Consider the following 25,473-nt stretch of genomic DNA (forward strand, 5'->3'; position numbering starts at 1 on the left):
TCAGGCGACCCGCCCCTCGCCCCGCGCGGAGAGTTCGTCGTCGGGGAAGGCCGCGGCGAACTCGTCCGCGTGTGCCGCGAAGAAGCGGCGGAAGGCCTCCGCGCCCTCCTGGAGCGCCCGGTGCCGCGCGATGTCGGCGGCGGCCGCCTCCCGCACGAGTGCCTTCATCGACGTACCGCGTTCCTTGGCGATCTGCCGCAGGTCCTCCAGCTCGCGATCGCTGAATTCCACATTGAGGGCTGGCATGTCCTCACGGTACCGCGCGGGTACTTACTCGTAAATATCACCAGGTCAAACCGGTGTCCACGCGGTACCGCAAGGTGCCCACCCCCGGTCCCTCCTAGCCCTGGTCCGCCACGAAGGAGGCCAGCCGGGCCAGCGCCGCGTTCCAGTTGATCGCGGTCTCGTTCGTCGACCAGGACTGGATGTCGTCGATGTAGCAGAACTGGCCGACGCAGCCCTGGAGTTTGCCCTGCGCGTAGGGGTCCTGGATGCTCGAGTTCGCCCCGCCCGCGAGGGTCCCGGGCGGCGGGTCCGGCAGCGCCGGGTCGAGCTGGTGCGCGTACCAGCGGCTGTGCTGGTGGTGGGAGTTCACCTCGCCGTAGCCGGTGACGTACGAGAGGTTGAGCGCGTTGCGCCCGAGGACGTAGTCGATGCTCTGCACCGCGCCGGAACGGTACTTCGAGGCGCCGGTGAGGTCGTAGGCGGTGGCCACGACCACGGCGTTGTTGAGGACCTGGTGGCTGGAGCCCCAGTCGTAGCGGTTGCCCTCGGGGGCGTAGGGCATGCCGTACGGCTGCGCGGTCAGCGTGGCGAGGTAGGTGTCGGCGCCCCGCACGACCGAGGCGCGGACCTTGTCGCGGCCGGGCAGCCGGTTCGGGACGGTCGCCAGGTCGAGGCGGCCGGCGGCGGCCGTGCGCCCCCAGTCGAAGCCGGTGGGGCCGAAGATATCGGCGGTGTGCACCGGCGAGTTCAGCACCCGGTCGGCGAACTGTTTCTCCCCCGTGGTGAGGTACAGCTCTGCGGCCGCCCAGTAGAACTCGTCGGTCGCGTCGTCGTCGTTGTAGGCGCCCCCGCCGGTGCCGTCGTTCGGGTCGGCGTACACGTCCGGGTGCGCCAGGGCCGCCGCGAAGGCCAGGCGGGCGGCCGCCAGCGCCTTCGCCGCGAAGGCCTTGTCGTAGGGGCGGTACAGCCGCGCCGCCTGTGCCGCCGTCGCGGCGAGGTTCAGGGTCGCCGTCGTGGTCGGCGGGTGGAGTTCACGCTTTTGCGGGTCGTCGTCCGGCAGCAGCGGCAGGCCGGTCCACTGCTCGTCGTGGATCTTGTGATGGGCCATGCCGGCGAGCGGCTGTCCCTGGGGCACCTGCATCTTCAGCAGGAAGTCGAGTTCCCAGCGCGCCTCGTCGAGGACGTCCGGCACCCGGTTGCCGCTCTCGGGCAGGGCGAGCGTGCCGTCGGCGAGTCCGGCCGGGTCGCCGGTGCGGGCGAGGAGGGAGCGCTCGTAGGTGCTCAGGAGTTCCCAGGTGGCGATGCCACCGTTCACGACGTACTTGCCGTGGTCACCGGCGTCGTACCAGCCGCCCGTGACGTCGAGCGCGTAGTCGCACTCCCCTGGCCGGCAGGGGACCGCCGAGTCGCCCTGGTTGGGCGCCACGCCCACGTGGCCGGCCGCCCTGCCGTAGCCGGGCCGCAGGTCGTCCCGGATCGCGATGCCGCTGCGCTGCGTGTAGTAGTACTTCACCGCGTCCCGGCGGAGCCGGTCGTAGGCGTCGGTGCCGATGTCGAAGGGGCGGCTGGTCTCGCCGTCGGCCACCAGCGTGAAGCCCGTGCCGCGGGTGCGCCAGCCGCCGAAGTCGATGGTGTGGACGTTCTGTCCGGAGGAGGCGTCGACACCGCGCGGGACGCTCCAGCCGTGCGCGACGGTCGCCCCGGCGCCGTTCTTCAGCTGCCAGGGCAGCTTCGCGGTGGCGTCCGTGACGAGGGTGGCGTTCTTCGGCCCGGCCGGCAGGTACGCGACCTGGTTCACGCGCACGCGCGGCCCCGTGTCGGGTTCGTAGACCTCGGGCGGCACCCCGCCCAGCAGCGACACGTCGTCCAGGCAGAACCGCCAGGGGTCGGCGCTCCCGCCGACCTGGAAGGCGACCTGGCCCTGGGTGCTGTCCACCGGCGAGGTGAAGGTGTACGTGTACGAGTCCCCCGACTCGCTCAGCACCGGCGTCGCCTCGAACCAGGTGTCGTACGGGGACACCGCGAGGCCGACGACGGCACGCACCACGTGTCCCGCGGGCACCCCCGAGGCACGGAAGGAGAACCGGTACGAGGAGCCTTTCGCCAGGGTGATCTCGTTCTGTCCGACGGCGGAGTCCCAGCGGTTGACGGTGCCGCCGGGCACGTCGGCGCACAGCCGGCCGTCGTCGAGACCCGCGGTGACGTTGCTGGTCCACCACGGGTCGGCGCTCGTGCCGAAACCGCCGTTCCTGACCTGCTCGACCTCGTCGGCACCGGCCTGCTGAGCGGGCAGCGCGGTGAGCGCCGCGCCCAGCAGGGCCGCGAGGGACAGCAGGGCGGTTCTGCGTCGTTTCACGTCCAGGCTCCTCGGGAAGTGCGGGACGCTCCGTACGGATCCGGGTGCCATCACGTGGGAGCGCTCCCAGAGCAGGGTCGGAGGCTATGTTTGTTGGAGTCATGACACTCCGTCAACGGTCCGGACGAGATGGCTTCGAGGGCGTTGTCGGTGCCTCGTCCTAGGGTGGTCGAACGGAAGCCCCATGACGTGGACGACAAGGAACCGGAGGTCTCCATGACCACCCTGCCCGATCGGCCGAACACCGCCCTGCTCGTGATCGACGTCCAGAAGGGCGTGGTGGCCGGCGCCCCTCGACGCGACGAGGTGATCGCGAACATCGACACCCTGATCGGCGCGGCCCGCGCGCAGGACGTGCCGGTCGTGTGGGTGCAGCACTCCGACGACGACCTCGAACAGGGCAGCGCGGACTGGGAGTACGTCGAGGAGCTGGTCCGCCTCGACACCGAGCCGCTCGTCCACAAGAACTACCCCGACTCCTTCGAGGCCACCGAGCTGGAGTCGGTGCTCGCGCAGCGCGGTGTGGGTCGCGTCGTCGTCACCGGCGCGCAGACCGACGTGTGCATCCGCTCCACGCTGCACGGCGCCTTCGCGCGAGGGTACGACGTGACCCTGGTCGGCGACGCGCACACGACCGAGGACCTCACCGCCTACGGCGCCCCGGGCCCCGAGCTGGTGATGGCCCACACGAACCTCTACTGGTCCTTCCAGAGCGCACCCGGCCGCCGCGCGGGAACGGTGGACACGGCGAAAGTCACGTTCGAGGCGGCCGACGCGGACTGAGACCCACGGTCCCCCTCCTGGCGCACCACCCCCTCACCGAGAGCCACGCCGGGCGCCCCGGCCGGGTTCCGGCCGAAGCCCGGACAGGGCCGGGCGGGCCGCCGGCACCACCGACCGGTCGTCGGGCGGCTGCCCGACTCACCGTCGGATGCCCGGAGCCACGCAGGACGCCCGCGGGCCGCACCGGACAGGGCTCGGGCGGGATCGGGCGGCTTCGGCCCCGGAGGCCGAGCCGCCGGGACCGGATCGGGCAGTCCCTGCCGGGCGGGGACTTGCGGGGCCACCGCGCTACCGCGCACCGACCGGACACCGGCGGGGCGCCCGCCTCACCGCCGGGCTCCCGAAGCCGCAGCGCGAACCCGGACCGGGTTCCAGCCAGGGTCCCGGCAGGGCCCGCGCAGCCCTGGCCGGGAGCGCTCCCGGCGCCACCGACCGGACGTCGGGCGGGTCCCGCGTAGCCGCCGGGCGCCCGAAGCCACGCCGGGCACCCGGCCCCGACCGAGCCTCGGACCGGGCTCGGGTCGGATCGGATCGGGTCGGGCAGTGCTGGCCAAGGGCAGGGGGGCAAGTCGGGGCTCGGGGCGGGTCAGGCAGTGCTGGCCGGGGCGGGCGTGGGCCCTCGGGGCCCACGGGTGGGGAGGGGGTCAGGTTTGCCAGTTGGTGATGCGGAGTGCTCCTCGGGGGTCGCCCGGGGCGCTGCTGGTGAGGGTCAGCCGCAGGCGTGAGCCGCGTACCGGGTCGAAGGTGAGGACCGTCGGCGCGTCCGAGACGGTGGCCGGGTCGAGCGCCGCTCCGGTGACCGGCAGCCAGCGTCCGCCGTCCCAGACCTCGGCCTCGACCGCCGCGGGCAGGCTGTGCGTGGTGTCGACGGTGAAGGACACCTCGACCCGGTCGAAGTCGCGGACGCGTCCGTAGTCCACGCTGACCCAGTCGCGCGGCCGGGCCCCGCGGAACGCCGGGAGCAGCGCGGTGGCCGCCTTGACGAAGGCGTTGGACCAGCCGGTGGCCGGATCGCCGTCGAGCATGGCGGCGGGCAGGGTGTCGGGGCGTCCGGAGTAGCCGGCGTCGGCGAACGGGTGGCCGACGGGTGCCGGGAGGTCGGGGGCGAGGACGGCGGCCGGTGTGGTCGCCGCCGACCGGGCGGGGGTGGTGCGCACGGTGACCGTGCCCCTGCGCAGGCCCTCCACCCGGGCGCTCACCCGCAGCCCGCCCGGCCTGCTCCCGGCGCGCACGACGGCGAGGGCCTTGCCGTGGAAGGCGGTGCGGGTGGAGGCCTGATAGCGCTCGGCGCTCTCCTGGCGCCCGTTGTCGAGTCCGGCGAGGGAGCCGCCGCTCACCTCGAAGGAGATGAGGTGCCCGGCGTCGGGCACCACCGTCCCGCGCGCGTCGACGACGTCGGCGGTCACGAAGACGAGGGAGCGCCCGTCCGCCGGAAGGGACGTGCGGTCCGGGGTGAGACGCACGGCGTGCGGGGCTCCTGCCGTACGCAGGCGGTCGGTGGCGACCGTCCTGCCGTCCCGGCGGGCGACCGCCGTGAGCTCGCCCGGCCGGAAGGGCACCCGCCACGTCAGGTGCAGCTTGCCCGCGCTGCCGTTGGGGCTGGTGTAACTGCCGGGGTAGGGGCCGGTGGTGAAGGTCTTGTCGTCGCCGGTGGCCTCGGTGGTCTCGAGGTAGGCGCGGCCGTCGGTGGTCGTCTTGCGGTCGAACCGCCGCACGCCCAGGGACTTCCCGTCGAGGTACAGCTCCACGGTGTCGACGTTGGTGTACGCCCACACCTCGACCGTGTCGCCCGGCGCGTGGTTCCAGGTCGCCGGGAGCAGATGGACCATGGGCTCGTCCGTCCACTGACTGCGGAAGAGGTGGTACATGTCCTTCGGGAAGCCGGCCGTGTCGACGGCGCCGAAGAAGGACGCCTTGACCGGGAAGACGTCGTACGGGGTGGGCTCCCCGATGTAGTCGATGCCGGACCAGAGGAACTGCCCGGCGAACCACTTCCGGTCGCGGTCCTTCTTGTGTCCGTACTCGCCGCTCATCGTCCAGGAGGCGAGGTTGTTGTCGTAGGACGAGGTGGCCCGCCGCCCGGGCGTGTGGTTCTCGCCGGTGTTGAGGTGCTCGGGTTCCTGGTAGGTGCCGCGGGTCGAGGTCTGCGAGGACGATTCCGACTCGAAGAGGAACAGGTGCGGGTAGGCCGCGTGCAGGACGTCGACGGACCTGGCGGTGTTGTAGTTCAGGCCGAGGCCGTCCAGCTTGGCCAGCATCAGGTCGGCGGCGGAGCCCTTGGCGGGCGGGGTGCGGTACTTGTCGGAGCCGATGACGAGCGGCCGGGTGTCGTCGGCCGCCCTGATCGCGGCGATGATCCGGTCCGCCATGGCCAGGCCTGCGATGGAGGTGGAGTCGGGGATCTCGTTGCCGACGGACCACATCAGGACGGCCGGTGAGTTGCGGGCGGCGAGCACCATCTCGGTGGCGTCCCGCTCGCACCACTCGTCGAAGAACCGCCCGTAGTCGTACCGCGTCTTGCCGGTCCGCCAGCAGTCGAAGGCCTCCACCAGCATCACGATGCCCAGTTCCTCGCAGATCCGGATCATCTCCGGCGACGGCGGGTTGTGGGAGGTGCGGAAGGCGTTGACGCCCATCGACTTCATGATCGTCATCTGTCGGCGGACGGCGTCGGCGCTGATCGCGGCGCCGAGCGCGCCGAGGTCGTGGTGCAGGTCGACGCCCTTGATCTTGGCGTACCGGCCGTTGAGGTGGAACCCCTCGTCGGGGTCGAAGCGGTAGGTGCGGATGCCGAAGGGGGTGCGGTAGGTGTCGGTGGCCCGGCCGGCCACGCGCAGTTCGGTCTCCAGCGTGTAGCGGTGCGGGGTCTCGAAGTCCCAGCGCCGCGGGTCCGCCACGGTGAGTTCGTGCGTCTCGGTGGCCCGTGCGGCGACGGTGACCGTGGAGGACGTCCGCGCGACGGTGCGCCCGTCGGGGTCGACGACCCGGGAGACGACCTGGACGTCCGCGCCGGCGCCGGAGTCGTTCTCCACGGTGGTCGCGACCCGGACGAGGGCCCGGTCGCCGGTGATCTCGGGGGTGGTGACGCGGGTGCCCCAGCGGGCCACGTGCACCGGCTCGGTGACCACCAGCCGGGCCTCGCGGTAGATGCCGCTGCCGGAGTACCAGCGGCTGCTCGGGAGCTGGTTCTGCACCTTGACGGCGATCACGTTCCGCGTCCTGCCGTCGGTGTGCAGCAGGTCGGTGAGGTCGAGGGCGAAGCCGGTGTAGCCGTAGGGGTGACGGCCGACCTCGGTGCCGTTGCAGTAGACGTGGGAGTCCATGTAGACGCCGTCGAACTCGATCGAGATCCGCCGGCCGGCGTGCCCCGGCGGCAGGGTGAAGGCGAGGCGGTACCAGCCCAGACCGCCCGGGAAGAAGCCGGTGCCGCCGGTCGTGCCGTGGAGGGTGGTGGGTGTCTGCTCGATGCTCCAGTCGTGCGGGACGGCGACCGCCCGCCAGGTCGAGTCGTCGTGGTCGGGGGCGGCCGCGTCCGCGTACCGGCCGGTCGGGTCGGTGATCCCGCCCGGGTCGACGAGCGCGAAGCGCCAGCCGTCACGCAGGGCGACGGTGTGGCGGCCGGAGGCGGTCATGGCCGCGGCGTCGGCCGGGGCGGTCGAGGTGCCGAGGAGCGCTGCGCCGGCCGGTGCGGCCGCGGAAGCCAGAAGTACCGATCTGCGAGTGACCGTCATGGTCGGCTCTCCCTCATCAGGAACCAGAAGTACTCACAACTGATCGTTAACAAACAGAATCTGACGACGGGCCACTCGTGCCCGTCAAGGGCGCGGGGGCGCTTCCCGCCCCGCGCGGACGGTCGGCCGCCCCTGCGCGCGACAGGCCGGTTTTAGCTCTTGACCTCGGCGGGAACCCGATGTCCTGGCGAGCCGCAGGGGTTCCCGTCCGTACCGGAGCGGGACACACTAGGCTGGAACGGAAGTGGCGTGCCTGTTCACTGTGAGTGTCCGCGATGGAGTGCCGAGATGAGCCCGGAGTATCCGTTCGACGAGGCCGCGACGGCCCGGGCGGTCGTCGACGACTCCGGCGCGCTCGTCGGGTGGAACGAGGGCGCCCGGACCCTGCTCGGCTGGAGCCCGGCCGAGGTCGTGGGCCGGCCGGCGGCGGACCTCCTGGCCGACGGTGAGCCCGTCCTCGCCGGACCGCGCTGGGACGGGACGGTGACTTTGCGCCATCGCGACGGCCGGCCGGTAAAGGTGTGGCTGCTCGCCCACCACTCCCCCGCCGAGGACGGCGGTGTCGGACACTGGCTCTTCGTCACCCCGCTGGCCGCGGGCGCTCCCGGCGCCTCGGACGGTCTGTTCGCCGAGGCGGGTCTGACCCAGTCGCCGTGTGCCGTCGCCGTCTACGACGAGCGCCTGCGGCTGCGCCGCATCAACGACGCGATGCGGGCGGTCATCGGGCTGCCCGAGGAGCGCATCCGGGGGCTGCGGCTGGCCGAGATCGGCGGCGGGCCGCACAGCACGGAGCTCGAACAGCACATGCTGCGGGTACTGACCACCGGCCGCCCGCAGGACGTGCAGACCTACGCGCGCACCGGCGGCGAGCCCCGGGCGCACGCCTGGCTAGCCCGGATGGCGCCCGTCTCCGACGTCGGCGGCCGGGTGCGCGGGGTGTGCCTGGCCGCGCACGACTTCACCGAGAACTACCTCGCCCGTGAGCGGCTCCTGCTGGTCAACGAGGCGAGCGTGCGCATCGGCAGCACCCTCGACGTCACGCGGACGGCACAGGAGCTGGCGGAGGTCTGCGTCCCGGCACTCGCCGACTTCGTCAGCGTGGACCTGCTGGACCCGCAGGACGGCGGGGAACCGCAGGGCCGGTTCGTCCCGCCGCTGACCCTGCGGCGCGCCGCGCACCACTCGGTCAACCCGGGCAGCCCGGAGGCCGTGACCAAGTCCGGCGAGAGCCAGGAGTACCCGACGGGCTCGCCGCAGGCCGACTCGCTGATCGCGGGGCACACCGTCATCGGCACGGTACGCGGCGGCGCGCTGGACGCCTGGCTCGCCTGGGACCCGCTGCGCGGCGCCCGCGTGCGGGAGCTGGGCATCCACTCCACGATGTCCGTGCCGATCCAGGCACGCGGTACGACCCTCGGCGTCGCCGTCCTCACCCGCTTCCGCCGGCCGGACCCCTTCACCCCGGACGACGTGCTGCTGGCCGAGGAGGTCACGGCACGGGCCGCCGTCTGCATCGACAACGCCCGCAGGTTCTCCCGCGAGCGGGAGACCGCCCTCGCCCTCCAGCGCAGCCTGCTCCCGCGGACCCTGCCCCGCACCGCCGCCGTGGACGCGGCCTCCCGCTATCTGCCGGCCGCCCGCGCGGGGGTCGGCGGTGACTGGTTCGACGTGATCCCGCTGTCCGGGATGCGGGTCGCCATGGTCGTCGGGGACATCGTCGGACACGGCATCCAGGCCTCGGCCACCATGGGCCGGCTGCGCACCGCCGTGCGCACCCTCGCCGACATCGACCTCGCCCCCGAGGAACTGCTGACCCACCTCGACGATCTGGTCGTCCGGCTGTCGGAGGAGGCCGGCGGCGAGGGCAGTCCCGGCGAGGTCGGCGCCTCCTGCCTGTACGCGGTCTACGACCCCGTGTCACGGCGGTGCACCATGGCACGGGCCGGGCATCCGGGGCCCGTGGTGCTGCGGCCCGACGGCACGACCCGGCGGATCGAGCTGCCCGCCGGGCCCGCGCTGGGTCTGGGCGGGCTGCCGTTCGAGGCGGCCGAGGTGGAGCTCGCCGAGGGCAGTGTCCTCGCCTTCTACACCGACGGTCTGCTGGAGTCGCGCGAGCGGGACGCCGAGGGCGGCCACCGGCTGCTGGGCGTCACGCTGGCCGCGCACACGGACTCCCTGGACGAGACCTGCGACCGGATCCTGCACGCCCTGCTCCCGCCCGGCGGCGCCCCCGACGACGTGGCCCTGCTGCTGGCGCGCACCCGCGGCCTGCCCTCGGCACAGGTGGCCACCTGGGACATCCCGGCCGATCCCGCGCTGGTCGCGCCGATCCGCCGGCAGGTGGTGGAGCAGCTCAGCCGCTGGGAGCTGAGCGAGGCGTCGTTCACCACGGAGCTGGTGGTGAGCGAACTGGTCACCAACGCCATCCGGTACGGATCCCACCCCATCCGGCTCCGGCTGATCCACGACGCGACGACGCTGATCTGCGAGGTGTCGGACACCAGTCACACCGCCCCGCACCTGCGCCGGGCGAAGACGTGGGACGAGGGCGGCCGCGGGCTGCTGCTGGTCGCCCAGCTGACGCAGCGCTGGGGCAGCAGGCACACCCCCGAGGGCAAGACGATCTGGGCGGAGCTCAGTCTGCTCGACACGGAGTAGACACTCTCACCTGCGCTTGGCAGACGTTTTACCCGTACGTGTTTTCATGGACGGACACCCCGGACCAGCTCGATGGGCGGGAACCGCCGTCGTACACCGCTCCCGGAGATGCACATCAACGCCCCCCTCGCCGAAACCCTGTCCGTCGTCCTGCTCGCCGCCGCGCTCGGCTGGGCGGTGCTGCGTCCTGCCGGGCGGTCGGAGGCCCTGGTGGCCGTCCCGGCCGCCGCCCTGGTGATCGCCCTCGGGGCCGTCTCCCCGGAGCACGCCCTGGCGGAGGCGGAACGGCTCGGGCCGGTCGTCGGCTTCCTCGCGGCGGTGCTGGTGCTGGCGCACCTGTGCGACGTCGAGGGCCTCTTCACCGCGTGCGGGGCGTGGATGGCCCGGCGGTCGGCGGGCAGCCCGCGGCGGCTGCTGGTCGCGGTGTTCGCGCTGGCCTCGGTGATCACTGCCGTGCTCAGTCTCGACGCGACCGTGGTCCTGCTGACGCCGGTGGTGTTCGCCACCGCCGGCCGGATGGGGGTGCGTGCCAAGCCGCACGTCTACGCCTGCGCGCACCTGTCGAACACGGCCTCGCTGCTGCTGCCGGTCTCCAATCTCACCAACCTGCTGGCGTTCGAGGCGAGCGGGCTGAGCTTCACCCGGTTCGCGGCGCTGATGGCGCTGCCCTGGGTGGTCGCGGTCGGCGCCGAGTACCTGATCTTCCGCCGCTTCTTCGCCGCCGACCTGCCCGCCGCCGAGCCCGTCGCCGACGACGGCCCGGCGCCCGAGCTGCCGCTGTTCGCGCTGGTCACCGTGGCCTGCACGCTCGTCGGGTTCGTGGTGGCGTCGGCGGTCGGGATCGAACCGGCGTGGGCCGCGTTCGCCGGGGCGCTGGTCATGGCCGGGCGCGCGCTGGTGCGGCGGCGGGTCACCCCCGTCGCGGTGGTGAAGGCCGCGGCGCCCGGATTCCTGGCGTTCGTGCTCGCGCTCGGCATCGTCGTGCGGGCGGTCGTGGACAACGGTCTCGCCGACGCCCTGGGGCACGTCCTGCCGGACGGCTCGGATCTGCCCGCACTGCTCGCCGTCGCCGCGCTGGCCGCCGTGCTGGCCAACCTGATCAACAACCTGCCCGCGGTGCTGGTCCTGGTGCCGCTCGCCGCGCCGGCCGGGACCGGGGCGGTGCTCGCCGTCCTGCTCGGGGTCAACATCGGCCCCAACCTGACGTACGCCGGCTCGCTGGCGACGCTGCTGTGGCGGCGCGTGGTGCAGGCGCGCGAGGACCGGGTGGGGCTCGGGGAGTTCACCCGGCTGGGGCTGCTGACCGTGCCGACGGCGCTGGTCGGGGCCGTGGTCGCGCTGTGGGCCTCGCTCCAGGTGATCGGGGTCTGACCTCCGGCCGACCGGCCGCCCGCGTCAGTGCCCGCCGTACCCGGAGCCGTACCCGCCGGAGCCGTAGCCGCCGTATCCGCCGTATCCGTAGCCGGGTCCGCCGTAGCCGCCGGACGAGCCCGGCCAGCCGCCCGGCGTGCAGGAGGGCGAGCAGGACGTGCTGCCCGAGGTCGAGCCCGAACCCGAGGTCGTCGGGCCGGTGGAGTCCGGGGTGGCGGACGGTGTCGGCGCGGGCGTCGACCTGGGGGGCTTCGCCGCCTTGGGAGTGACGGCCGGCGCCGGGGTCCGTGAGGGGGTGCTGTCGGCGCCCCAGTTGACGAACTGCATCTGCGGATCGGGCTGCGAGGTGTCGATCACCCAGCGCTGGGCGGCGCTGTCCACCCGGTTCTTCAGGACGAGGGCGCCCGACCCGTCGGTGGCCGCGGGCGCCAGGGCCAGGTTCTGTCCCGACCGCGGCACCAGGGTCCCCTGGAGGGTGAAGTCGTAGCGGACGTTCTTCGGGTCGGGCTGGGCGGCGCCCGCGCAGGGGGCCAGCCGCACCGAGTAGCCGAGGTGGGAGTCGAGGCACAGACCGCCGTCGGCGGCGCTGCGCACCAGCCCGTCCGGTTCGTACGACCACTGCTGGCCGGGCGCCGAGGAGCAGGCGGCGAGCTCGGTCTCGGCGCCGCTGACGGGCTTCGAGCCGACGATGCCGATGCACAGCCCGGAGGCGACGTTGTGCAGCCGGCCGCGCACCGTGCCCTGGGCGTCCTCGCCGAGCCCCACGAGGGAGGGGTCGGAGGTGGCGTTGTCCGTGCCGGGGGCCTTCGTGTCCGGCGTCCCGCTGCCCGCGGTCGGGGAGCCCCCGCCGCCCGAGCCGACGGCCGCCCATACGGCGAGCGGGAGGACGACCAGCCCGCTCACGGTGAGGACGGCGGCGGCGAGGTTGCGGCGGCGGGCGCGGCGGGCCGCCTTCTGGGCCGAGCGGCTGGACGCGGGACGGGAGTCGTCGCCTGGCTCGGTGCGGGAGGCGGACCCGGGCCGCGAGACGATGCGCGCGAACGCCCCCGCCCGGACACCGGCGCGGGAGGCCGGGTCCGCCGCGGCAGCGGCCGTGCCGGGGTCCGCGGCCGCCGGGGTCCCGTCGGTGAAGGCCTCGCCGGTGTAGCCGCGGGGCGCCTCGGCGGGGGGCTCGGCGGGTCCGCCGTCGCCGGACATCCTGAGCTCCACGTAGGCGCCTGCCGCCCAGCCGAGCACGCCCTGGGCGAGGGCCGCGCCGAGCAGGCCCTCGAACTGCCGCAGCTGGTCGGCGGTGTGCAGGCAGTGCCGGCACTGTTCCAGGTGGGCGCGCAGATCCGGGTCGAGGTCGGCGCCGCCGCGGCGGCAGGTGACGTCCAGCAGCCGGTCGTAGCGGTGGCACTCGTCGTCGGTGGCGAGTTCACGGTGGACCTGGAGGGTCTCCTCGCGCAGCCGCTCGCGGGACCGCCGCAGTTCGACGCGGGCGCCCTCCTCCTCGAGGCCCAGCAGCCCGGCCGGCACCGACAGCGGTTCCGCCTCGACCTCGGTGTGCCAGAGCAGACAGCGGGCGGACTGCGGCAGACGCTGGAAGGCCCGCGACAGGATCCGCCGGTTCAGCGGCGGCAGCAGCCGGGCGGCCGTGCGGTCGCGGTCCTCGCCCTCGGAGCGCAGTGCCGGGTGCAGCAGGTCACGGCGGCCGTCGGCGTCCCATTCGCCGGCGATGCGGCGGACGGTGACCAGCAGATGGGGACGCCAGGCGGCCGTCGGCCCGTTCTGCCGCAGGCTCTCGCCGAACAGCCGCGTGAAGGCCGCCGTGGTGAGCATGCCCGCCGCGCGCTCACCGTCGGTGCACAGCCGGGCGTAGGCGAAGGCGGCGGCCCAGTGGCGGTCCAGCAGCTCACCGACGGGATGCAGTGCGGGTGACGCCCCCGTCCACTTCTTCAGCTCCGAGCTCAGCTGTTCGTCCGTCGCGTCGAAGCGGCGCGCCGAAGGGGAATTCGACAGGCCTGCGTCATTCACGGTCTGCATTCCTTCCGGGGGCATGCGGCATAAAGTCCATACCATCGGGTATGCGAACCCGCCCACGAGGCAGGATCGGCTCACACAGGTTCGGCACCTCTGGCGTCCGCGGGGACAGCTCTTTTGAAGCGTGGGGGGTGTGAACGGGAGGTGTCTCGTGCGCGCGGCGCGGAAAGCGTGGTCCGCGCGCCGACACGGCACACCTTCGCACAGCCGCACCAGGCGTAACAAGGGATCCAGCGGTTTCGAGCATTGTCCGCGACCCGAATGATTTTGACGAAACGTCAACGGTGGAACGCCCGGTGGGGTGGTCACTGTATGGGTGTCCCTTTTGACGCCTCTTTCTCATGTGCCTTTCGGGGCGGTCGGGGTGGTAATTGCCGCTCGTATTCCCTCCCGGTACGCGCCGGGCGGTGTGCCGTGGCGGGCCCGGAAGACCCGGCTGAAGTGGAACGCGCTCGCGAACCCCGAGGCCGACGCCACCCGTTCCACGGACAGGTCGGTGCCCTCCAGCAGCCGGGCCGCGTGCCGCAACCGCACCTCGCGCAGTGCCCGCATCGGGGAGTGGCCGGTCTGCTCCGCGAAGAGATGCGCGAAACGCGACGGCGACAGCGCGACCTGCGCGGCGAGCGAGCGGACGCTGTGCGGGGCGCCGGGATCGGCCGCCATCAGCGCCTGCGCCCGGCGGACCCGTTCGTCCGGGCCCGGCGGGGACGCGGGTGCGCGGGCCGAGGCGGCGGCGAGCAGGACGGCCTCCTCCAGTGCGGACAGGGCGAGTTCGCGGGCGGCGGAGCCGTGGGCCACCACGATCCCCGGGTCGCCGGCCGGCGCCTCGGCCGCGATCCCCAGGGCGTCGGCCGGCACTTCGGCGTCCGTCCACCGGGCGTCGGCGTACATCCGGCGCCAGGCACCCTCCACCCGGTCGTGCAGCGCGGCCGGGACGGGACCGACGGCGTACAGACCGTCCGGGTCCCCGCCGGTGCCGTACGGGCGGAGCCAGGGCGTCCAGGAGGGCCGGGCCTGGCAGTGGGCCCACCAGAACCGCCAGTGCGGGCAGCCGGGTTCGACGCCGTAGGCGTGCGGCACCCCGGGGGCGAGCACCACGAGGTGGCCGGCGCCCGCCGTCACCTCGCTCCCGCCCTGCCGCAGCCGCCCCCGGCCGCCCGTCGTCCAGACGAACAGCCAACTGTCGGCTCCGCGGGGCCGGTCGACGCCGTACCCGGGCCGCTCGTCGAAGTGCCCGACGACCACAAGTCCGGGCGGCGGGGAGGGGTGTCCGGGCCCGGCAGCGGCGGGCAGGCCGTCAGCAGGCACGGGCATCCTCCCGCAGGGCGCGGCGGCCTAGCGTGACAGGCCGGGACCCGGGGGCCGGCGAGCCCGTGGACAGAGGAGGACGTGTATGACCGTCACAGGCGTCGGCGCCGCGGGGAAGCCCGTCCTGACCAGGTCGGAACTGCGGCGGTACCGGGAGGACGGCTTCGCGGTCGTGCGCGCGCTGTTCGCGGCCGACGAGGTCGACCGGTTGTGCGCCGAGTTCACGCGGCTGTCGGAGGCCGGGCGGCCGGTGCCCGGGCACTTCGAACCGCGTCCCGGTGACGCGGATCCGCTGCGGGCGTACCCGCGGGTGATGCACCCGCACGAGATCAGCCCCCTCGCCCGGCAGGTGCTGCTGGACGCGCGGCTGCGGGGCGTGCTGGAGGAACTGCTCGGCGAGGAGGCGCTGGCGGCGCAGAGCATGTTCTATTTCAAGCCGCCGGGCGCCCGGGGTCAGGCACTGCATCAGGACAACTTCTATCTGCGGGTCGAACCGGGTACGTGTGTGGCGGCCTGGCTGGCCTGTGACGCGATCGACCGGGACAACGGCGGCCTGGAGGTGGTGCCCGGCACGCACCGGACGGGCCTGTTCTGCCCGGAGGAGGCGGACCCGCGGGTGTCGTTCGCCCGCGAGTACGTGCCCCCGCCGCCGGGTCTGGCGGCCGTGCCGGTCGACATGACCGCCGGTGACGTGCTGTTCTTCAACGGCAGCCTGGTGCACGGGTCGCAGCCCAACCGCTCGGCCGACCGCTTCCGCCGGTCGTTCATCGGGCACTACGTCGGCCGGTCGACGCAGCGCATCGGGCAGTACTACCGGACGCTGTCCATGGCCGGCGAGCGGGTCCCGCTGGAGCCGAGCGAGGGCGCGGGCCCCTGCGGTACGGAGTTCGCGCCCCGGGGCCCGCACTAGGACACGTCAGTGGCCGGCGATCGGGTGGGGCGCGTAGGGCTCCTCCAGTTCGGCCAACTCCTTCTCGGTCAGCATCAGTTCGGTGGCCGCCACCGCGTCCTCGAGGTGCCGGGGCTTGGCGGCTCCGACGATCGGGGCGGTCACCGTGGGCTGGTGCAGCAGCCAGGCCAGGGCGACCTGGGCGCGCGGGACTCCCCGGTCGGCGGCGATCCGGGTGACCGCCTCGACGGTGGCGCGGTCGCCCTCCTGGTAGAGGGAGTCGCCGAAACCGTCCGTGGCGCTGCGGCCGGTCTCGGTGCCCCAGTCGCGGGTGAGACGGCCGCGGGCCAGCGGACTCCACGGCAGCACGCCGACCCCCTGGTCCGCGCACAGGGGCAGCATCTCGCGCTCCTCCTCGCGATAGAGCAGGTTGTAGTGGTTCTGCATCGACACGAACCTGGTCCAGCCGTGCCGCTCGGCCGTGTACTGCATCTTGGAGAACTGCCAGGCGTACATCGAACTCGCCCCGATGTAGCGGACCTTGCCCGCCTTCACCAGGTCGTGCAGCGCCTCCATGGTCTCCTCGACCGGGGTGTGGGGGTCGAAGCGGTGGATCTGGTACAGGTCGACGTGGTCGGTGCCGAGGCGGCGCAGGCTGTGGTCGATCTCGGAGAGGATCGCCTTGCGGGACAGTCCGGCCCCGTTGGGTCCGGGACGCATCCGGCCGTGCACCTTCGTCGCGAGCACGATCTCGTCCCGTCGGGCGAAGTCGCGCAGCGCCCTGCCGACGATCTCCTCGCTGGTGCCGTCGGAGTAGACGTTCGCGGTGTCGAAGAAGGTGACGCCCGCTTCGAGGGCCTGCCGGATCAGCGGCCGCGACGCCTCCTCGTCGAGGGTCCACTCGTGCGCGCCCCGGTCGGGAAGTCCGTAGGTCATGCAGCCCAGACTGATCCGTGACACGTCCAGACCCGTCGAGCCGAGCTTCACGTACTGCATCGTCACCGCTCCTGAGATCGATGTGGGGTACGGCAAAGGAGCGTACGTCGGCCCGGCCGGGCGGGCCGTGCCCGCTCACTCGATCAGGTCCAGCGCCCGCTCCCACCCGAAGTCCTCCCCCCGGGTCCGGTCCCGGGGTTCCGCGAACCGGACGCCCGTGCCGCGCAGCCGTATCAGGCTGTCCCGGTAGGCGGGGTGGCCCGCGAGGGTCTCGTTCACGCAGGGCAGGACGCCGACCGGGACACCGAGTCCGCAGGCCTCGCACAGGGTGCCCAGGGCGAGCGTGTCGGCGATGCCCGCCGCCCACTTGTTGATCGTGTTGAAGGTGGCCGGGGCGACGACGACCGCGTCGGGTGCCGGGAAGGGCCGGGGATCGTCCGGGCGCCGCCAGGCCGAACGGATCGGACGCCCGGTGCGCTCCTCGACGGCGGCGGTGTCGAAGAAGCCGTTCATGGCGTGCGGTGTCGCGATGACACCGACGCGCCACCGCCGCTCCTGCGCGGCGGTGATCAGCCGGCCGACGTCGGCCGCGACACCGGCGGCGCAGACCACGACGTAGAGGAACGGCCCCTGCTGGTCCTGCTGTTCGGTCATCCGCGCACCCTACTCAAGGGGGAAGGACAGACCCCGTTCGGCTTCGGGGCGCGGGCCGTGGAGGCGGCGCTCGGACGCGTCGATGCGGACGTCGTCGATGCTCGCCTCGCGGCGGGTCATCAGCCCGTGCCCGTCGAACTCCCACAGTTCGTTGCCGTAGCTGCGCCACCACTGCCCGGCCTCGTCGCGCGACTCGTACTGGAAGCGGACGGCGATGCGGTCGCCGTCGAACGCCCAGAGGTCCTTGCGCAGCGCGTACTCGTGCTCGCGGGCCCACTTGGCGGTGAGGAACGCGACGATCGCGGCGCGGCCGGTGAGGAAGGTGCCGCGGTTGCGCCAGACCGAGTCCTCGGAGTAGGCGAGGGCGACCCGGTGGGGATCCCGGGTGTTCCAGGCGTCCTCGGCGGCCTGGACCTTGCGGGCGGCGGTCTCCCGGGTGAACGGGGGCAGGGGTGGACGGGCGTCCGGCATGGTGGCTCCTGACGTGCGGAACATGAGGGGAACGAGCGTTCTCCGAATGACTGCTAACATAGAGAACGTCCGTTCTCACGTCAAGGAAACCCGAGGAGCGATGGTCGTCCATGGACAGCGCGACAGCCCGTGAACAGGCGCTCGACGCCGCCGAGAAGCTGTTCTACGGCCGCGGGGTGCAGTCCGTCGGCATGGACGACGTCCGTGGCGCCTCCGGGGTGTCGCTCAAGCGGCTGTACCAGCTCTTCCCGGCCAAGGAGCAGTTGGTGGAGGCCTACCTGGAGCGCCGGGACGTGCGCTGGCGCGCGGCGCTGGCGGAGTCGGTCGCACGGCACGCGGACCCCGTGGAGCGGATCCTGGCCGTCTTCGACTGGCTGGAGCGGTGGTTCGGCGAGCCGGACTTCCGCGGCTGCGCCTGGATCAACGCCTACGGCGAGCTGGGCGCGACCTCGGAGCGCATCGCGAGCCGGGTGCGCTCGCACAAGCGGGCGTTCCGCGACTACATGGGAGCTCTCGTGGCCGACGCGGACCTCCCGGAGGCGCTCGCCGGCTCGTTGTCCCTGCTGGCCGAGGGCGCGATCGTGACGGCCGGGATCAGCGGCGGCGCCGCCCCCGCGGTCCAGGCGCGTGAGGCGGCGCGGCAGCTGCTGGACGCGGAGCGCCCCGGCCCGGACGTCAGCCGCCGGCCTCCCCGGACAGCCTGACGGCGCCGACCGGACAGGCCCGGGCCGCTTCGCGGACCATCGGGTCACCGCCGCCGTCCTCCCGGCCGGGCAGGATTGTGCTGAAGCCGTCGTCGTCCTGGGTGAAGACCCCCGGGGCGGCCAGGGCGCACTGGCCGGCGCCGATGCAGACGTCCGCGTCGATGTGGATACGCATACCGGCGACCCCCTACCAGGCCACGGGGAGGTCGAGCATCCCCTGGATCGTGTCGCCGGGCTTCCAGCGGACCTCCTCGGCCGGCACGGCCAGCCGCAGCCCGGGGAGCCGCTCGAGGAGGGCGCCGAGGGCGATCTCCAGTTCCGCGCGGGCCAGGTTCTGGCCGAGGCACTGGTGGACGCCGAAGCCGAAGGCCACGTGGTGGCGGGCCGGCCGGTGCCAGTCCAGGGCGTCCGGCGCCGGGTAGGCGCTCTCGTCCCGGTTGATGACGGAGGTCGCGAAGACCACGCCCTCCCCCGCCCGGATCGTCGTCCCGGCCACGTCGATGTCCTCGGTGGCCTGCCGCAGCAGCCCGTCCGCGATGGACAGCATCCGCATCAGCTCCTCGACGGCCGCCGGCAGCCGCGCCGGGTCGGCGCGCAGCTCGGCCAGCCGCTCGGGGTGCCGGAGCAGGGTGTAGACGCCGAGCGAGATCATGTTGGCGGTCGTCTCGTGGCCCGCGACCAGCAGGATCGTGGCCAGTGCGACGGCCTCCTCCCGGTCCACCACGCCCTCGCGCATCCGCTCGTGGACCAGGGCGTCGAGGACGCCGTCGCCCCGCGGGGCCCCCTGCTTGCGGTCGATCAGCGCGCCCAGGTAGTCGTCGAGCCGGTCACGCGCGTCCCGCACCTCCCGCGGGATCCGGCCGCGCAGCAGCCGCCGCGACTGCTCCTCGAAGAACTCGTGGTCGGCGTACGGGACACCGAGCAGTTCGCAGATCACCGTGGAGGGCACCGGCAGCGCGAAGGCGCCGACCAGATCCACGGGCGGACCCTGGGCGAGCATCGCGTCGATCCGCTCGTGGACGATCCGCCGGACGGCCGGACGCATGGCGTTGGCCCGCTTGAGGGTGAAGTGGGAGACCAGCAGCCGCCGCTGGGCGTGGTGTTCGGGGTCGTCGACGTTGAGCAGGGCTGCCCGGCGGTCGCGCAGCGCCTCGAAGCGGGGCGAGGTCGCCGGGTACCCGGGCAGGGTGCGGTCGCTCGACAGACGCGGGTCGGAGAGCAGGTCACGGGCCGCCTCGTGCCCGGTGACCAGCCAGGCGGTGCGGCCGTCGTAGAGGCTGACGCGGGCGAGCGGACGGGAGTTGCGCAGCGGGTCGTAGGCGGCGGGCGGCCGGTAGGGACAGTCGCGGTCCTGCGGGAAGGCGACGTGCGCCTCGCCCCGCTCCTCGCCGGAGCCCGGCGCCGCAGGCCGGCCCCTCGGTTCCATCGCTTCCATCGGTTCCGTCATGTCCGTCGTGTCCGTCATGGGTGACCTCGCAGACGAAGGGTGCGTCGTACCGATCTTCATTAGATGCCCTGGGCACCTATAGGGCGACACGGAGTTCGGCCAGATCGACGAATGGGGCGATACGGCCGGAACCGATCGCTCCGAGGATCTCCGCCCGGGGGTGCGCGGGAAAAACGGTTGCCCCGGGCCGCCCGGACCCGCAGGATCCGGCCATGTCCACTTGCGCTTCCCACCTGCCGCCGAGCTGCTGTGCCCCCGTCCTCACCGCACGGGGTCAGCAGCAGCCCGGCCGTCCGCGGAGGCCCGATCCCGCGCGACCGTGACGGCCGCGCTCGTCGCGGGCCTGGTCGCGGGCTACGGCATCGCCGTACCCGTCGGCGCGGTCGCGACCTACCTCGTCTCGCTCACCGCCCGCACCTCCCTGCGCACCGGCGTGTGCGCCGCCCTCGGCGTGGCAGTCGCCGACGGTCTCTACGCCCTGATCGCCACCGTCGGGGGCTCGGCCGTCGCCGCGGTGCTGCGGCCGGTGCTCACGCCCCTGCGCGTCGTCTCGGCCCTGGTCCTGCTGGCACTGGCGGTGCGGGGGGCCGTCACGGCCGTGCGGCAGTACCGGGCCCACCGGCTCAGCACCCGTTCCGTACCGACCCCGCCGGGTCCGGGCCGGGCCTTCGCCACCCTCCTCGGCATCACCCTCCTCAACCCGACGACCGTGATCTACTTCGCCGCCCTGGTCCTCGGCAGCGACACGGCCCACTCCGTACGGCCGCTGGAGCAGGGGGTGTTCGTCCTGGCCGCCTTCCTGGCGTCCGCGAGCTGGCAGGTGCTCCTCGCCGGGGGCGGCGCGCTGCTGGGGCGGGCGCTGACCGGCCACCGGGGGCGGCTGGTGACGGCACTGGTGTCCAGCGCCGTGATGACGGCACTGGCCGTCCGGATGGTGACGTAGACGGACGGGCGTCACGGGAGGGGCGGATGAATCCCGCCGTCACCGGTGTTGAAGGAGCGTCCGGGTCGGACGTACGGGACGCGGACGGGTGCGACGACATGTCGACATGACCGAAAGGGACGGATGCCATGCCTCTCGAAGGCGAGTACGAGCCCAGCCCGACGCAGTGGGTGCGTGACCAGGTGGAGCAGTACGAGCGCTCCGGCGGCACCGAGGGCACGACGCTGATGGACACGGGAATGCCCGTCATCCTGCTGACCACCCGGGGCGCGAAGAGCGGCAAGCTGCGCAAGACGCCGCTGATGCGGGTGGAGCACGACGGCCGCTACGCCCTGGTCGCCTCGCTGGGCGGTGCGCCGAAACACCCGGTCTGGTACTTCAACGTCAAGGCCGACCCGCAGGTGGAGCTCCAGGACGGCCCGGTCAAGCGGGACATGACGGCCCGTGAGGTCACCGGCGCGGAGAAGGACGAGTGGTGGGAGCGCGCCGTCGCCGCGTACCCGGCGTACGCGGACTACCAGAAGAAGACGGACCGCGTGATCCCGGTGTTCGTCGTGGAGCCCGCCGACGCCGCCTGAGACGGCGGCCGCCACTCGGAGGGGTCCGTTCCCCGCGCGACGGAACGCGGCGGAACGGACGCCTCCGGAGAAGTCGGTAGAAAAATCTGTCCGCCGGGGCGCATGACGACGCCCCCACCGGGCACTCGTCAGTCAGGCCCCGCCGCGCTCCCCCGTCGCGGCGGGGCTTTCCGCTGCCTCCCCCGCGTGGCGGTCGGTCACGTCGAGGAAGATCTGCTTCGCCTCCGGGATCATGCCGCCGATGGAGCGCTTGATGCGCACGGCGACCTCTTCCACCCGCTCGCTGTCCAGGCCCGGCATGAGGTCGACGCGGGCGGCCACCAGGGCGGAGTCGAGACCCGTCTTCATGGTGAAGACCGCCTCCACGCTGTCGATCTCGGGCTGGGCGTCCAGCAGCGCGCGGATCCGCGCCCCGGTCTGCGGATCGGCGGCCTCGCCGATGAGCTGGTCACGGGCCTCGCGGCCGAGCCGGTAGGCGACGAAGACGAGCAGCGCGCCGATCGCCAGCGAGGCGGACGCCTCCCACACGACCTGCCCGGTGACCATGTGCAGCGCCATGCCGATCGCCGCCAGGGTGACGCCCAGTACGGCGGTGCCGTCCTCGGCGACGACCGTGCGCAGGGCCGGGTCGCGCAGCGCCCCCAGACCGCCGCCCTGCCGGCGCACCTGGTGCAGGGCCCGCAGCAGGGACACACCCTCGGCGACGAAGGAGACGCCGAGCACGATCAGACCGGCCACATAGCCGCTGAGCTCCTCGTCGGCGCCGCTGCGCAGTGCCTCGACGCCCTGGAAGAAGGAGAAGCAGCCGCCCATGACGAAGATGCCCACTGCCGCGAGCAGCGACCAGAAGAACCGCTCCTTGCCGTAGCCGAAGGGGTGCCTCGCGTCCGCCGGGCGTCGGCTGCGGCGCAGCGCGGCGAGGAGGAAGACCTCGTTCAGGCTGTCGGCCACCGAGTGCGCCGCCTCCGACAGCAGCGCGGGCGAACCGGCGAAGAGACCCCCCAGCGCCTTCGCCAGGGCGATGATCAGGTTGGCGACGAGCGCCACCAGCACGGTGATGCGTGTCTTGCGGTCGGCGCTCGGTTCCGCCCCGTCGTCGCCCTTGCGCCCGGCGTCCGCTCCGGCGGCTCGCCCGGTGGCGTCGGTGGTGGTCCGCCCGGTGTCGCGTTCCGTGCTGGTCCGCCCGGTGTCGCGTTCCGTGGTCCGTTCGGCTGTCTGCTCGGCGTTACGCCCTGAAGGTGTCCCGGTCACCTCCGCCGACTGCCCCGGCCGGTCCGGCTCATTCCGTGCGGTCGGCCGAAATCGGGGAACGCGGTCAGCAGACGACACGGGAGATCGTCACGACCTACGGGAAGGAACCGGCCATGAGCAGCGGAGGTGACGGGAACAGCGCGTACGGGCACCGTCCGTTCGAGCGGTCCCGGAGCCACTTCACCGACCGGATCACCGCCGACGGCCGGGACGGCTGGCCGGTGACGGCCGGACGCTACCGCCTGGTCGTCAGCCGGGCCTGCCCCTGGGCGAGCCGTGCGGTGATCTCGCGGCGGCTGCTGGGCCTGGAGGACGCCCTGTCGATGGCGATCGCCGACCCGGTCCAGGACGACCGCAGCTGGCGCTTCACCCTCGACCCGGGCGGCCGCGATCCGGTGCTCGGCATCCGTTACCTGGCGCAGGCGTACGAGCGCCGGGAGCCCGGCCATCCGGGCGGGGTCAGCGTGCCGGCGATCGTGGACGTGCCCAGCGGCGCACTGGTGACCAACGACTACGGCCGGCTGACCCTGGACCTCGCGACCGAGTGGACGGCCCTGCACCGGCCCGGCGCCCCCGACCTCTACCCCGACCGGCTGCGCGACGAGATCGACGCGGTGATGGCCGAGGTGTACGAGGACGTCAACAACGGGGTGTACCGGGCGGGTTTCGCCGGCGAGCAGGGCGCGTACGAGAAGGCCTTCGAGGGTGTCTTCGGGCGGCTGGAGCTGCTGTCGTCCCGGCTGGCCGGGCAGCGGTACCTGGTGGGCGACTCGATCACCGAGGCGGACATCCGGCTGTTCACCACTCTGGTGCGTTTCGACGCCGTCTATCACGGTCACTTCAAGTGCAATCGCCACAAGCTGACGGAGGACCGGGTCCTGTGGGCGTACGCCCGGGACCTCTTCCAGACGCCCGGCTTCGGCGACACGGTCGACTTCGACCACATCAAGCGGCACTACTACCGGGTGCACACCGGCATCAACCCGACCGGGATCGTCCCCCTCGGTCCGGACCTGTCCGGCTGGCGCACCCCGCACCGTCGCGAGGAGCTCGGCGGCCGTCCCTTCGGCACCGGGACACCGCCCGGTCCGGTCCGCGCCGGCGAGGAGGTCGCGGCGCGGGGACGGCCCTGACCCCTGCCCCTGTTCACGGATCGAGAAGGAGTGAGACACACGTGGCCATGAAGAAGAGGAAGCTTCCCCTGGTCTACAAGCCCGTCGGCTTTCTGCTGGGCTGGTCGAGCGGCGCCCTGGCGGGACTCGCGTTCCGCAAGGCGTGGAAGATGATCCGGCACGAGGACAACGCCCCGGACGCCCTGGACCGCGACCGCGGCTGGGGCGAGATCGTGCTGGCGGCGGCGGTCCAGGGTGCGATCTTCGCGGCCGCCCGCAGCGTCGCCGACCGGACCGGCGCCAAGGCCATCGAACGGTCCACGGGCGTCTGGCCGGCCGAGGACAGGCGCGGCCGCGACTGAGCGCCCCGCCCGCGGCCCGGGGGCGGTTCCCCGGGGTGCGGGCACGGAGGTGACCGAGGCCTCCGCGGAGAGTTCCGCGGAGGCCTCAGGGATGTCGGGGTGCCGTTCGTGAAGGGGGGCGGGCGCCCGGAGCGGCGGGGCGCGCGCGGTCGGGGGTCACCCCTGCTTCGGCGCCCTGGACGGCTCCAGGCGGATGGTGAAGGAGTGGCCGGACGGGTCGGAATAGCCGCGCTCCTCGTGAGGTCCGGGGGCGCCCTTCGTCTCCAGGGGGCGGCCGCCCAGGCCCACGACCTTGCGCTCCACCGCGTCCAGGTCCTCGACCAGGAAGTCCAGGTGCGCCTGGAAGGAGTTCTCGGGGCGGGGCCAGCTGGGCGGGGTCGCGTTCACGTCGCGCCGGAAGGCGAGGCGGGTCCCGTCGGCGCCCCTGATCTCCACCAGGTTGGCGGACGCGACGATCTCCTCGGCGTCCAGCAGCTCTTTGTAGAACTCGGCGAGCTTCTCGGGCTCGGCACAGTCGAGCACCACGACGCCCGCTTTCACCAATGCCATGTCGTCGTCTCCTCCGCGAGGTCAAGACCGGGGCGGCGGTCCCGCCCCCGAACCTTGCGGATACCCCGGTTTCCCTCCGTCAGCAGCCGCCTCCCTCGTGTCGTCGAACGCCTGCGCGGGCGCTCCCGGTACGAGGGCTCGACTTCTTGGACAGGTGTCCTGTTAAGATGGACACCTGTCCAAGAAGTCGAGGGAGACCATGGAAATCCTGGCGAACGTGCTGGTCGGTCTGGTGGCCGCGTTGCATCTCTACATCCTGGTGATGGAGATGTTCCTGTGGCAGAAGAGGCCGGGGATGTCGTTCCACGGCCTCGACGCGGAGATGGCGAAGCGGACCGCCGCGATGGCCGCCAACCAGGGGCTCTACAACGGCTTCCTCGCGGCGGGCCTGGTGTGGGGACTGATCGCGGCCGACCCGACCGGATTCCGGGCCCAGGTGTTCTTCCTGTCCTGCGTGATCGTGGCGGGTGTGTACGGCGCGGCCACCGCCAACCGCCGCATCCTGGTGGCCCAGGCCCTGCCCGGCGCCGTCGCGCTGGCCGCCGTCCTCGTCGCGCGGTGATCCGCGGCGAGGCCGGGGACCCGCGCGCGGCCCGCACCCGGGCACGACTGCGTTCCGCGCTCCTCGAGGAGTGCGCGCAGCGGCCCCTCGAGGAAGTCGGTGTCGCCGCACTGGTGCGGCGGGCCGGGATCGGCCGGGCCACCTTCTACGTGCACTACGCCGACCTGGAGGACCTGGCGGTCGACGCCTGCGCGGACGTCGTACGGGAGGCCGTGGAGGCGCTGCACGCCTGGCGGGGGCGGCCCGACCCCGTGCGGGCCCCGGCGGCGCTGGCGGAGTTCTTCGGCTCGCTCGCACCGCACGCCGGGCTGTACCGCACCCTGCTGGCGCCGGGCGGCGGCGGACCGCTCGGCCGGGTGCTGCACCGCGATCTGCGGGCCTACAGCCTGCGGGAGCGGGAGCGGGCCGGCGCGGCGGACGCCCCCCTGGTCGCCTCGGCCGTCGCCGCGACCTTCGCGGGGGTGCTGGCGGACTGGCTGCACGGCGACCTCGGGGGCACTCCCGCCGAGATCGCCGACCAGGTGTGGCAGTTGCTGGTCGCCCTGCACGCCAGCCGCTGAC

General features: G+C 73.2%; 23 protein-coding genes. 11 read left to right on the forward strand and 12 right to left on the reverse strand.

Annotated elements, in window-relative coordinates; translation table 11 throughout:
- Together Saso_RS26990 and Saso_RS26995 are read right to left on the reverse strand one after the other, a co-directional pair.
- Positions 1-246 (reverse strand): hypothetical protein, encoded by a 246-nt coding sequence (locus Saso_RS26990; RefSeq protein WP_189924516.1) that lies wholly within the window; start codon positions 244-246, stop codon positions 1-3.
- A gap of 94 nt (positions 247-340) precedes the next feature.
- On the reverse strand, positions 341-2,581 hold the full coding sequence (locus Saso_RS26995) for a glycoside hydrolase family 9 protein (protein WP_189924515.1): 2,241 nt from the start codon (positions 2,579-2,581) through the stop codon (positions 341-343).
- Positions 2,582-2,797: 216 nt separating this feature from the next.
- Here Saso_RS26995 and Saso_RS27000 point away from each other — a divergent pair, with 216 nt between their 5' ends.
- Entirely contained in the window at positions 2,798-3,364 is a 567-nt protein-coding gene (locus tag Saso_RS27000; protein WP_189924633.1) for a cysteine hydrolase family protein, read from the forward strand.
- Between the two features lie 644 nt (positions 3,365-4,008).
- On the opposite strand, the gene Saso_RS27005 is transcribed toward Saso_RS27000, so the two are convergent.
- A complete protein-coding gene (locus tag Saso_RS27005; RefSeq protein WP_189924513.1) occupies positions 4,009-7,095 on the reverse strand; it encodes a glycoside hydrolase family 2 TIM barrel-domain containing protein in 3,087 nt (1,028 codons plus the stop codon).
- Between the two features lie 288 nt (positions 7,096-7,383).
- On the opposite strand from Saso_RS27005, the gene Saso_RS27010 reads away from it, so the two are divergent.
- The gene (locus tag Saso_RS27010) at positions 7,384-9,753 is read left to right on the forward strand and encodes a SpoIIE family protein phosphatase (protein ID WP_189924511.1); all 2,370 of its coding nucleotides are present in this window, start codon (positions 7,384-7,386) and stop codon (positions 9,751-9,753) included.
- Positions 9,754-9,861: 108 nt separating this feature from the next.
- Entirely contained in the window at positions 9,862-11,124 is a 1,263-nt protein-coding gene (locus tag Saso_RS27015) for an arsenic transporter (RefSeq protein WP_372442498.1), read from the forward strand.
- A gap of 24 nt (positions 11,125-11,148) precedes the next feature.
- On the opposite strand, the gene Saso_RS27020 is transcribed toward Saso_RS27015, so the two are convergent.
- Positions 11,149-13,149, reverse strand: a complete 2,001-nt coding sequence (locus Saso_RS27020; RefSeq protein ID WP_189924632.1) for an RICIN domain-containing protein — start codon at positions 13,147-13,149, stop codon at positions 11,149-11,151.
- A gap of 336 nt (positions 13,150-13,485) precedes the next feature.
- Positions 13,486-14,460: an AraC family transcriptional regulator gene (locus tag Saso_RS27025; RefSeq protein ID WP_189924507.1), complete on the reverse strand. Its 975-nt coding sequence runs from the start codon at positions 14,458-14,460 to the stop codon at positions 13,486-13,488.
- Positions 14,461-14,539: 79 nt separating this feature from the next.
- Here Saso_RS27025 and Saso_RS27030 point away from each other — a divergent pair, with 79 nt between their 5' ends.
- Positions 14,540-15,364, forward strand: a complete 825-nt coding sequence (locus tag Saso_RS27030) for a phytanoyl-CoA dioxygenase family protein (RefSeq protein WP_189924505.1) — start codon at positions 14,540-14,542, stop codon at positions 15,362-15,364.
- Positions 15,365-15,370: 6 nt separating this feature from the next.
- On the opposite strand, the gene Saso_RS27035 is transcribed toward Saso_RS27030, so the two are convergent.
- The 3 genes from Saso_RS27035 to Saso_RS27045 form a co-directional block, all read right to left on the reverse strand.
- Positions 15,371-16,339, reverse strand: a complete 969-nt coding sequence (locus tag Saso_RS27035) for an aldo/keto reductase (RefSeq protein WP_189924503.1) — start codon at positions 16,337-16,339, stop codon at positions 15,371-15,373.
- 75 nt (positions 16,340-16,414) lie between these two features.
- Positions 16,415-16,933: a flavoprotein gene (locus tag Saso_RS27040; RefSeq protein ID WP_189924501.1), complete on the reverse strand. Its 519-nt coding sequence runs from the start codon at positions 16,931-16,933 to the stop codon at positions 16,415-16,417.
- A 9-nt stretch (positions 16,934-16,942) separates the two neighbouring features.
- Positions 16,943-17,404, reverse strand: a complete 462-nt coding sequence (locus Saso_RS27045) for a nuclear transport factor 2 family protein (RefSeq protein ID WP_189924499.1) — start codon at positions 17,402-17,404, stop codon at positions 16,943-16,945.
- 110 nt (positions 17,405-17,514) lie between these two features.
- Between Saso_RS27045 and Saso_RS27050 the strand changes: the two genes are divergently transcribed.
- Positions 17,515-18,108: a TetR/AcrR family transcriptional regulator gene (locus tag Saso_RS27050; RefSeq protein ID WP_189924497.1), complete on the forward strand. Its 594-nt coding sequence runs from the start codon at positions 17,515-17,517 to the stop codon at positions 18,106-18,108.
- On the opposite strand, the gene Saso_RS27055 is transcribed toward Saso_RS27050, so the two are convergent.
- Together Saso_RS27055 and Saso_RS27060 are read right to left on the reverse strand one after the other, a co-directional pair.
- Positions 18,080-18,283: a ferredoxin gene (locus Saso_RS27055; RefSeq protein WP_189924495.1), complete on the reverse strand. Its 204-nt coding sequence runs from the start codon at positions 18,281-18,283 to the stop codon at positions 18,080-18,082. The genes Saso_RS27050 and Saso_RS27055 overlap by 29 nt on opposite strands.
- Before the next feature lie 12 nt (positions 18,284-18,295).
- Positions 18,296-19,573 (reverse strand): cytochrome P450, encoded by a 1,278-nt coding sequence (locus Saso_RS27060; protein WP_372442499.1) that lies wholly within the window; start codon positions 19,571-19,573, stop codon positions 18,296-18,298.
- Positions 19,574-19,874: 301 nt separating this feature from the next.
- Between Saso_RS27060 and Saso_RS27065 the strand changes: the two genes are divergently transcribed.
- Both Saso_RS27065 and Saso_RS27070 read left to right on the forward strand, forming a co-directional pair.
- A complete protein-coding gene (locus Saso_RS27065; RefSeq protein ID WP_189924492.1) occupies positions 19,875-20,498 on the forward strand; it encodes a LysE/ArgO family amino acid transporter in 624 nt (207 codons plus the stop codon).
- 128 nt (positions 20,499-20,626) lie between these two features.
- Positions 20,627-21,076 carry a nitroreductase family deazaflavin-dependent oxidoreductase gene (locus Saso_RS27070; protein ID WP_189924490.1) on the forward strand — a complete coding sequence of 150 codons (450 nt, stop codon included), beginning with the start codon at positions 20,627-20,629 and terminating at the stop codon, positions 21,074-21,076.
- Between the two features lie 132 nt (positions 21,077-21,208).
- Here the strand turns inward: Saso_RS27070 and Saso_RS27075 are convergent, their stop codons facing one another.
- Positions 21,209-22,135 carry a cation diffusion facilitator family transporter gene (locus tag Saso_RS27075; RefSeq protein WP_189924631.1) on the reverse strand — a complete coding sequence of 309 codons (927 nt, stop codon included), beginning with the start codon at positions 22,133-22,135 and terminating at the stop codon, positions 21,209-21,211.
- 305 nt (positions 22,136-22,440) lie between these two features.
- Between Saso_RS27075 and Saso_RS27080 the strand changes: the two genes are divergently transcribed.
- Positions 22,441-23,460 (forward strand): glutathione S-transferase family protein, encoded by a 1,020-nt coding sequence (locus Saso_RS27080; protein ID WP_189924488.1) that lies wholly within the window; start codon positions 22,441-22,443, stop codon positions 23,458-23,460.
- A 47-nt stretch (positions 23,461-23,507) separates the two neighbouring features.
- Positions 23,508-23,801: a DUF4235 domain-containing protein gene (locus Saso_RS27085; RefSeq protein ID WP_189924629.1), complete on the forward strand. Its 294-nt coding sequence runs from the start codon at positions 23,508-23,510 to the stop codon at positions 23,799-23,801.
- A 156-nt stretch (positions 23,802-23,957) separates the two neighbouring features.
- Here Saso_RS27085 and Saso_RS27090 read toward each other — a convergent pair whose 3' ends face one another.
- Complete coding sequence (locus Saso_RS27090; protein WP_189924486.1) at positions 23,958-24,350, reverse strand: VOC family protein; 393 nt, start codon at positions 24,348-24,350, stop codon at positions 23,958-23,960.
- A gap of 199 nt (positions 24,351-24,549) precedes the next feature.
- Between Saso_RS27090 and Saso_RS27095 the strand changes: the two genes are divergently transcribed.
- Positions 24,550-24,912, forward strand: coding sequence for a DUF1304 domain-containing protein (locus Saso_RS27095; RefSeq protein WP_189924484.1), 363 nt, complete (start codon positions 24,550-24,552; stop codon positions 24,910-24,912).
- The gene (locus tag Saso_RS27100) at positions 24,909-25,472 is read left to right on the forward strand and encodes a TetR/AcrR family transcriptional regulator (protein WP_189924482.1); all 564 of its coding nucleotides are present in this window, start codon (positions 24,909-24,911) and stop codon (positions 25,470-25,472) included. Before Saso_RS27095 ends, Saso_RS27100 begins: the two co-directional genes overlap by 4 nt.
- The last annotated feature ends 1 nt before the right edge of the window (position 25,473 follow it).

The organism is Streptomyces asoensis, from assembly GCF_016860545.1.
Lineage (GTDB): Bacteria > Actinomycetota > Actinomycetes > Streptomycetales > Streptomycetaceae > Streptomyces > Streptomyces asoensis.

Bases quoted from the DNA above. Each gene is read 5' to 3' on its own strand.
- Saso_RS26990 (WP_189924516.1), bottom strand. From the start codon at position 246: ATGCCAGCCCTCAATGTGGAATTCAGCGATCGCGAGCTGGAGGACCTG.
- Saso_RS27000 (WP_189924633.1), top strand. From the start codon at position 2,798: ATGACCACCCTGCCCGATCGGCCGAACACCGCCCTGCTCGTGATCGAC.
- Saso_RS27005 (WP_189924513.1), bottom strand. From the start codon at position 7,095: ATGACGGTCACTCGCAGATCGGTACTTCTGGCTTCCGCGGCCGCACCG.
- Saso_RS27010 (WP_189924511.1), top strand. From the start codon at position 7,384: ATGAGCCCGGAGTATCCGTTCGACGAGGCCGCGACGGCCCGGGCGGTC.
- Saso_RS27015 (WP_372442498.1), top strand. From the start codon at position 9,862: ATGCACATCAACGCCCCCCTCGCCGAAACCCTGTCCGTCGTCCTGCTC.
- Saso_RS27020 (WP_189924632.1), bottom strand. From the start codon at position 13,149: ATGCAGACCGTGAATGACGCAGGCCTGTCGAATTCCCCTTCGGCGCGC.
- Saso_RS27025 (WP_189924507.1), bottom strand. From the start codon at position 14,460: ATGCCCGTGCCTGCTGACGGCCTGCCCGCCGCTGCCGGGCCCGGACAC.
- Saso_RS27030 (WP_189924505.1), top strand. From the start codon at position 14,540: ATGACCGTCACAGGCGTCGGCGCCGCGGGGAAGCCCGTCCTGACCAGG.
- Saso_RS27035 (WP_189924503.1), bottom strand. From the start codon at position 16,339: ATGCAGTACGTGAAGCTCGGCTCGACGGGTCTGGACGTGTCACGGATC.
- Saso_RS27040 (WP_189924501.1), bottom strand. From the start codon at position 16,933: ATGACCGAACAGCAGGACCAGCAGGGGCCGTTCCTCTACGTCGTGGTC.
- Saso_RS27045 (WP_189924499.1), bottom strand. From the start codon at position 17,404: ATGCCGGACGCCCGTCCACCCCTGCCCCCGTTCACCCGGGAGACCGCC.
- Saso_RS27050 (WP_189924497.1), top strand. From the start codon at position 17,515: ATGGACAGCGCGACAGCCCGTGAACAGGCGCTCGACGCCGCCGAGAAG.
- Saso_RS27055 (WP_189924495.1), bottom strand. From the start codon at position 18,283: ATGCGTATCCACATCGACGCGGACGTCTGCATCGGCGCCGGCCAGTGC.
- Saso_RS27060 (WP_372442499.1), bottom strand. From the start codon at position 19,573: ATGACGGACACGACGGACATGACGGAACCGATGGAAGCGATGGAACCG.
- Saso_RS27070 (WP_189924490.1), top strand. From the start codon at position 20,627: ATGCCTCTCGAAGGCGAGTACGAGCCCAGCCCGACGCAGTGGGTGCGT.
- Saso_RS27080 (WP_189924488.1), top strand. From the start codon at position 22,441: ATGAGCAGCGGAGGTGACGGGAACAGCGCGTACGGGCACCGTCCGTTC.
- Saso_RS27085 (WP_189924629.1), top strand. From the start codon at position 23,508: ATGAAGAAGAGGAAGCTTCCCCTGGTCTACAAGCCCGTCGGCTTTCTG.
- Saso_RS27090 (WP_189924486.1), bottom strand. From the start codon at position 24,350: ATGGCATTGGTGAAAGCGGGCGTCGTGGTGCTCGACTGTGCCGAGCCC.
- Saso_RS27095 (WP_189924484.1), top strand. From the start codon at position 24,550: ATGGAAATCCTGGCGAACGTGCTGGTCGGTCTGGTGGCCGCGTTGCAT.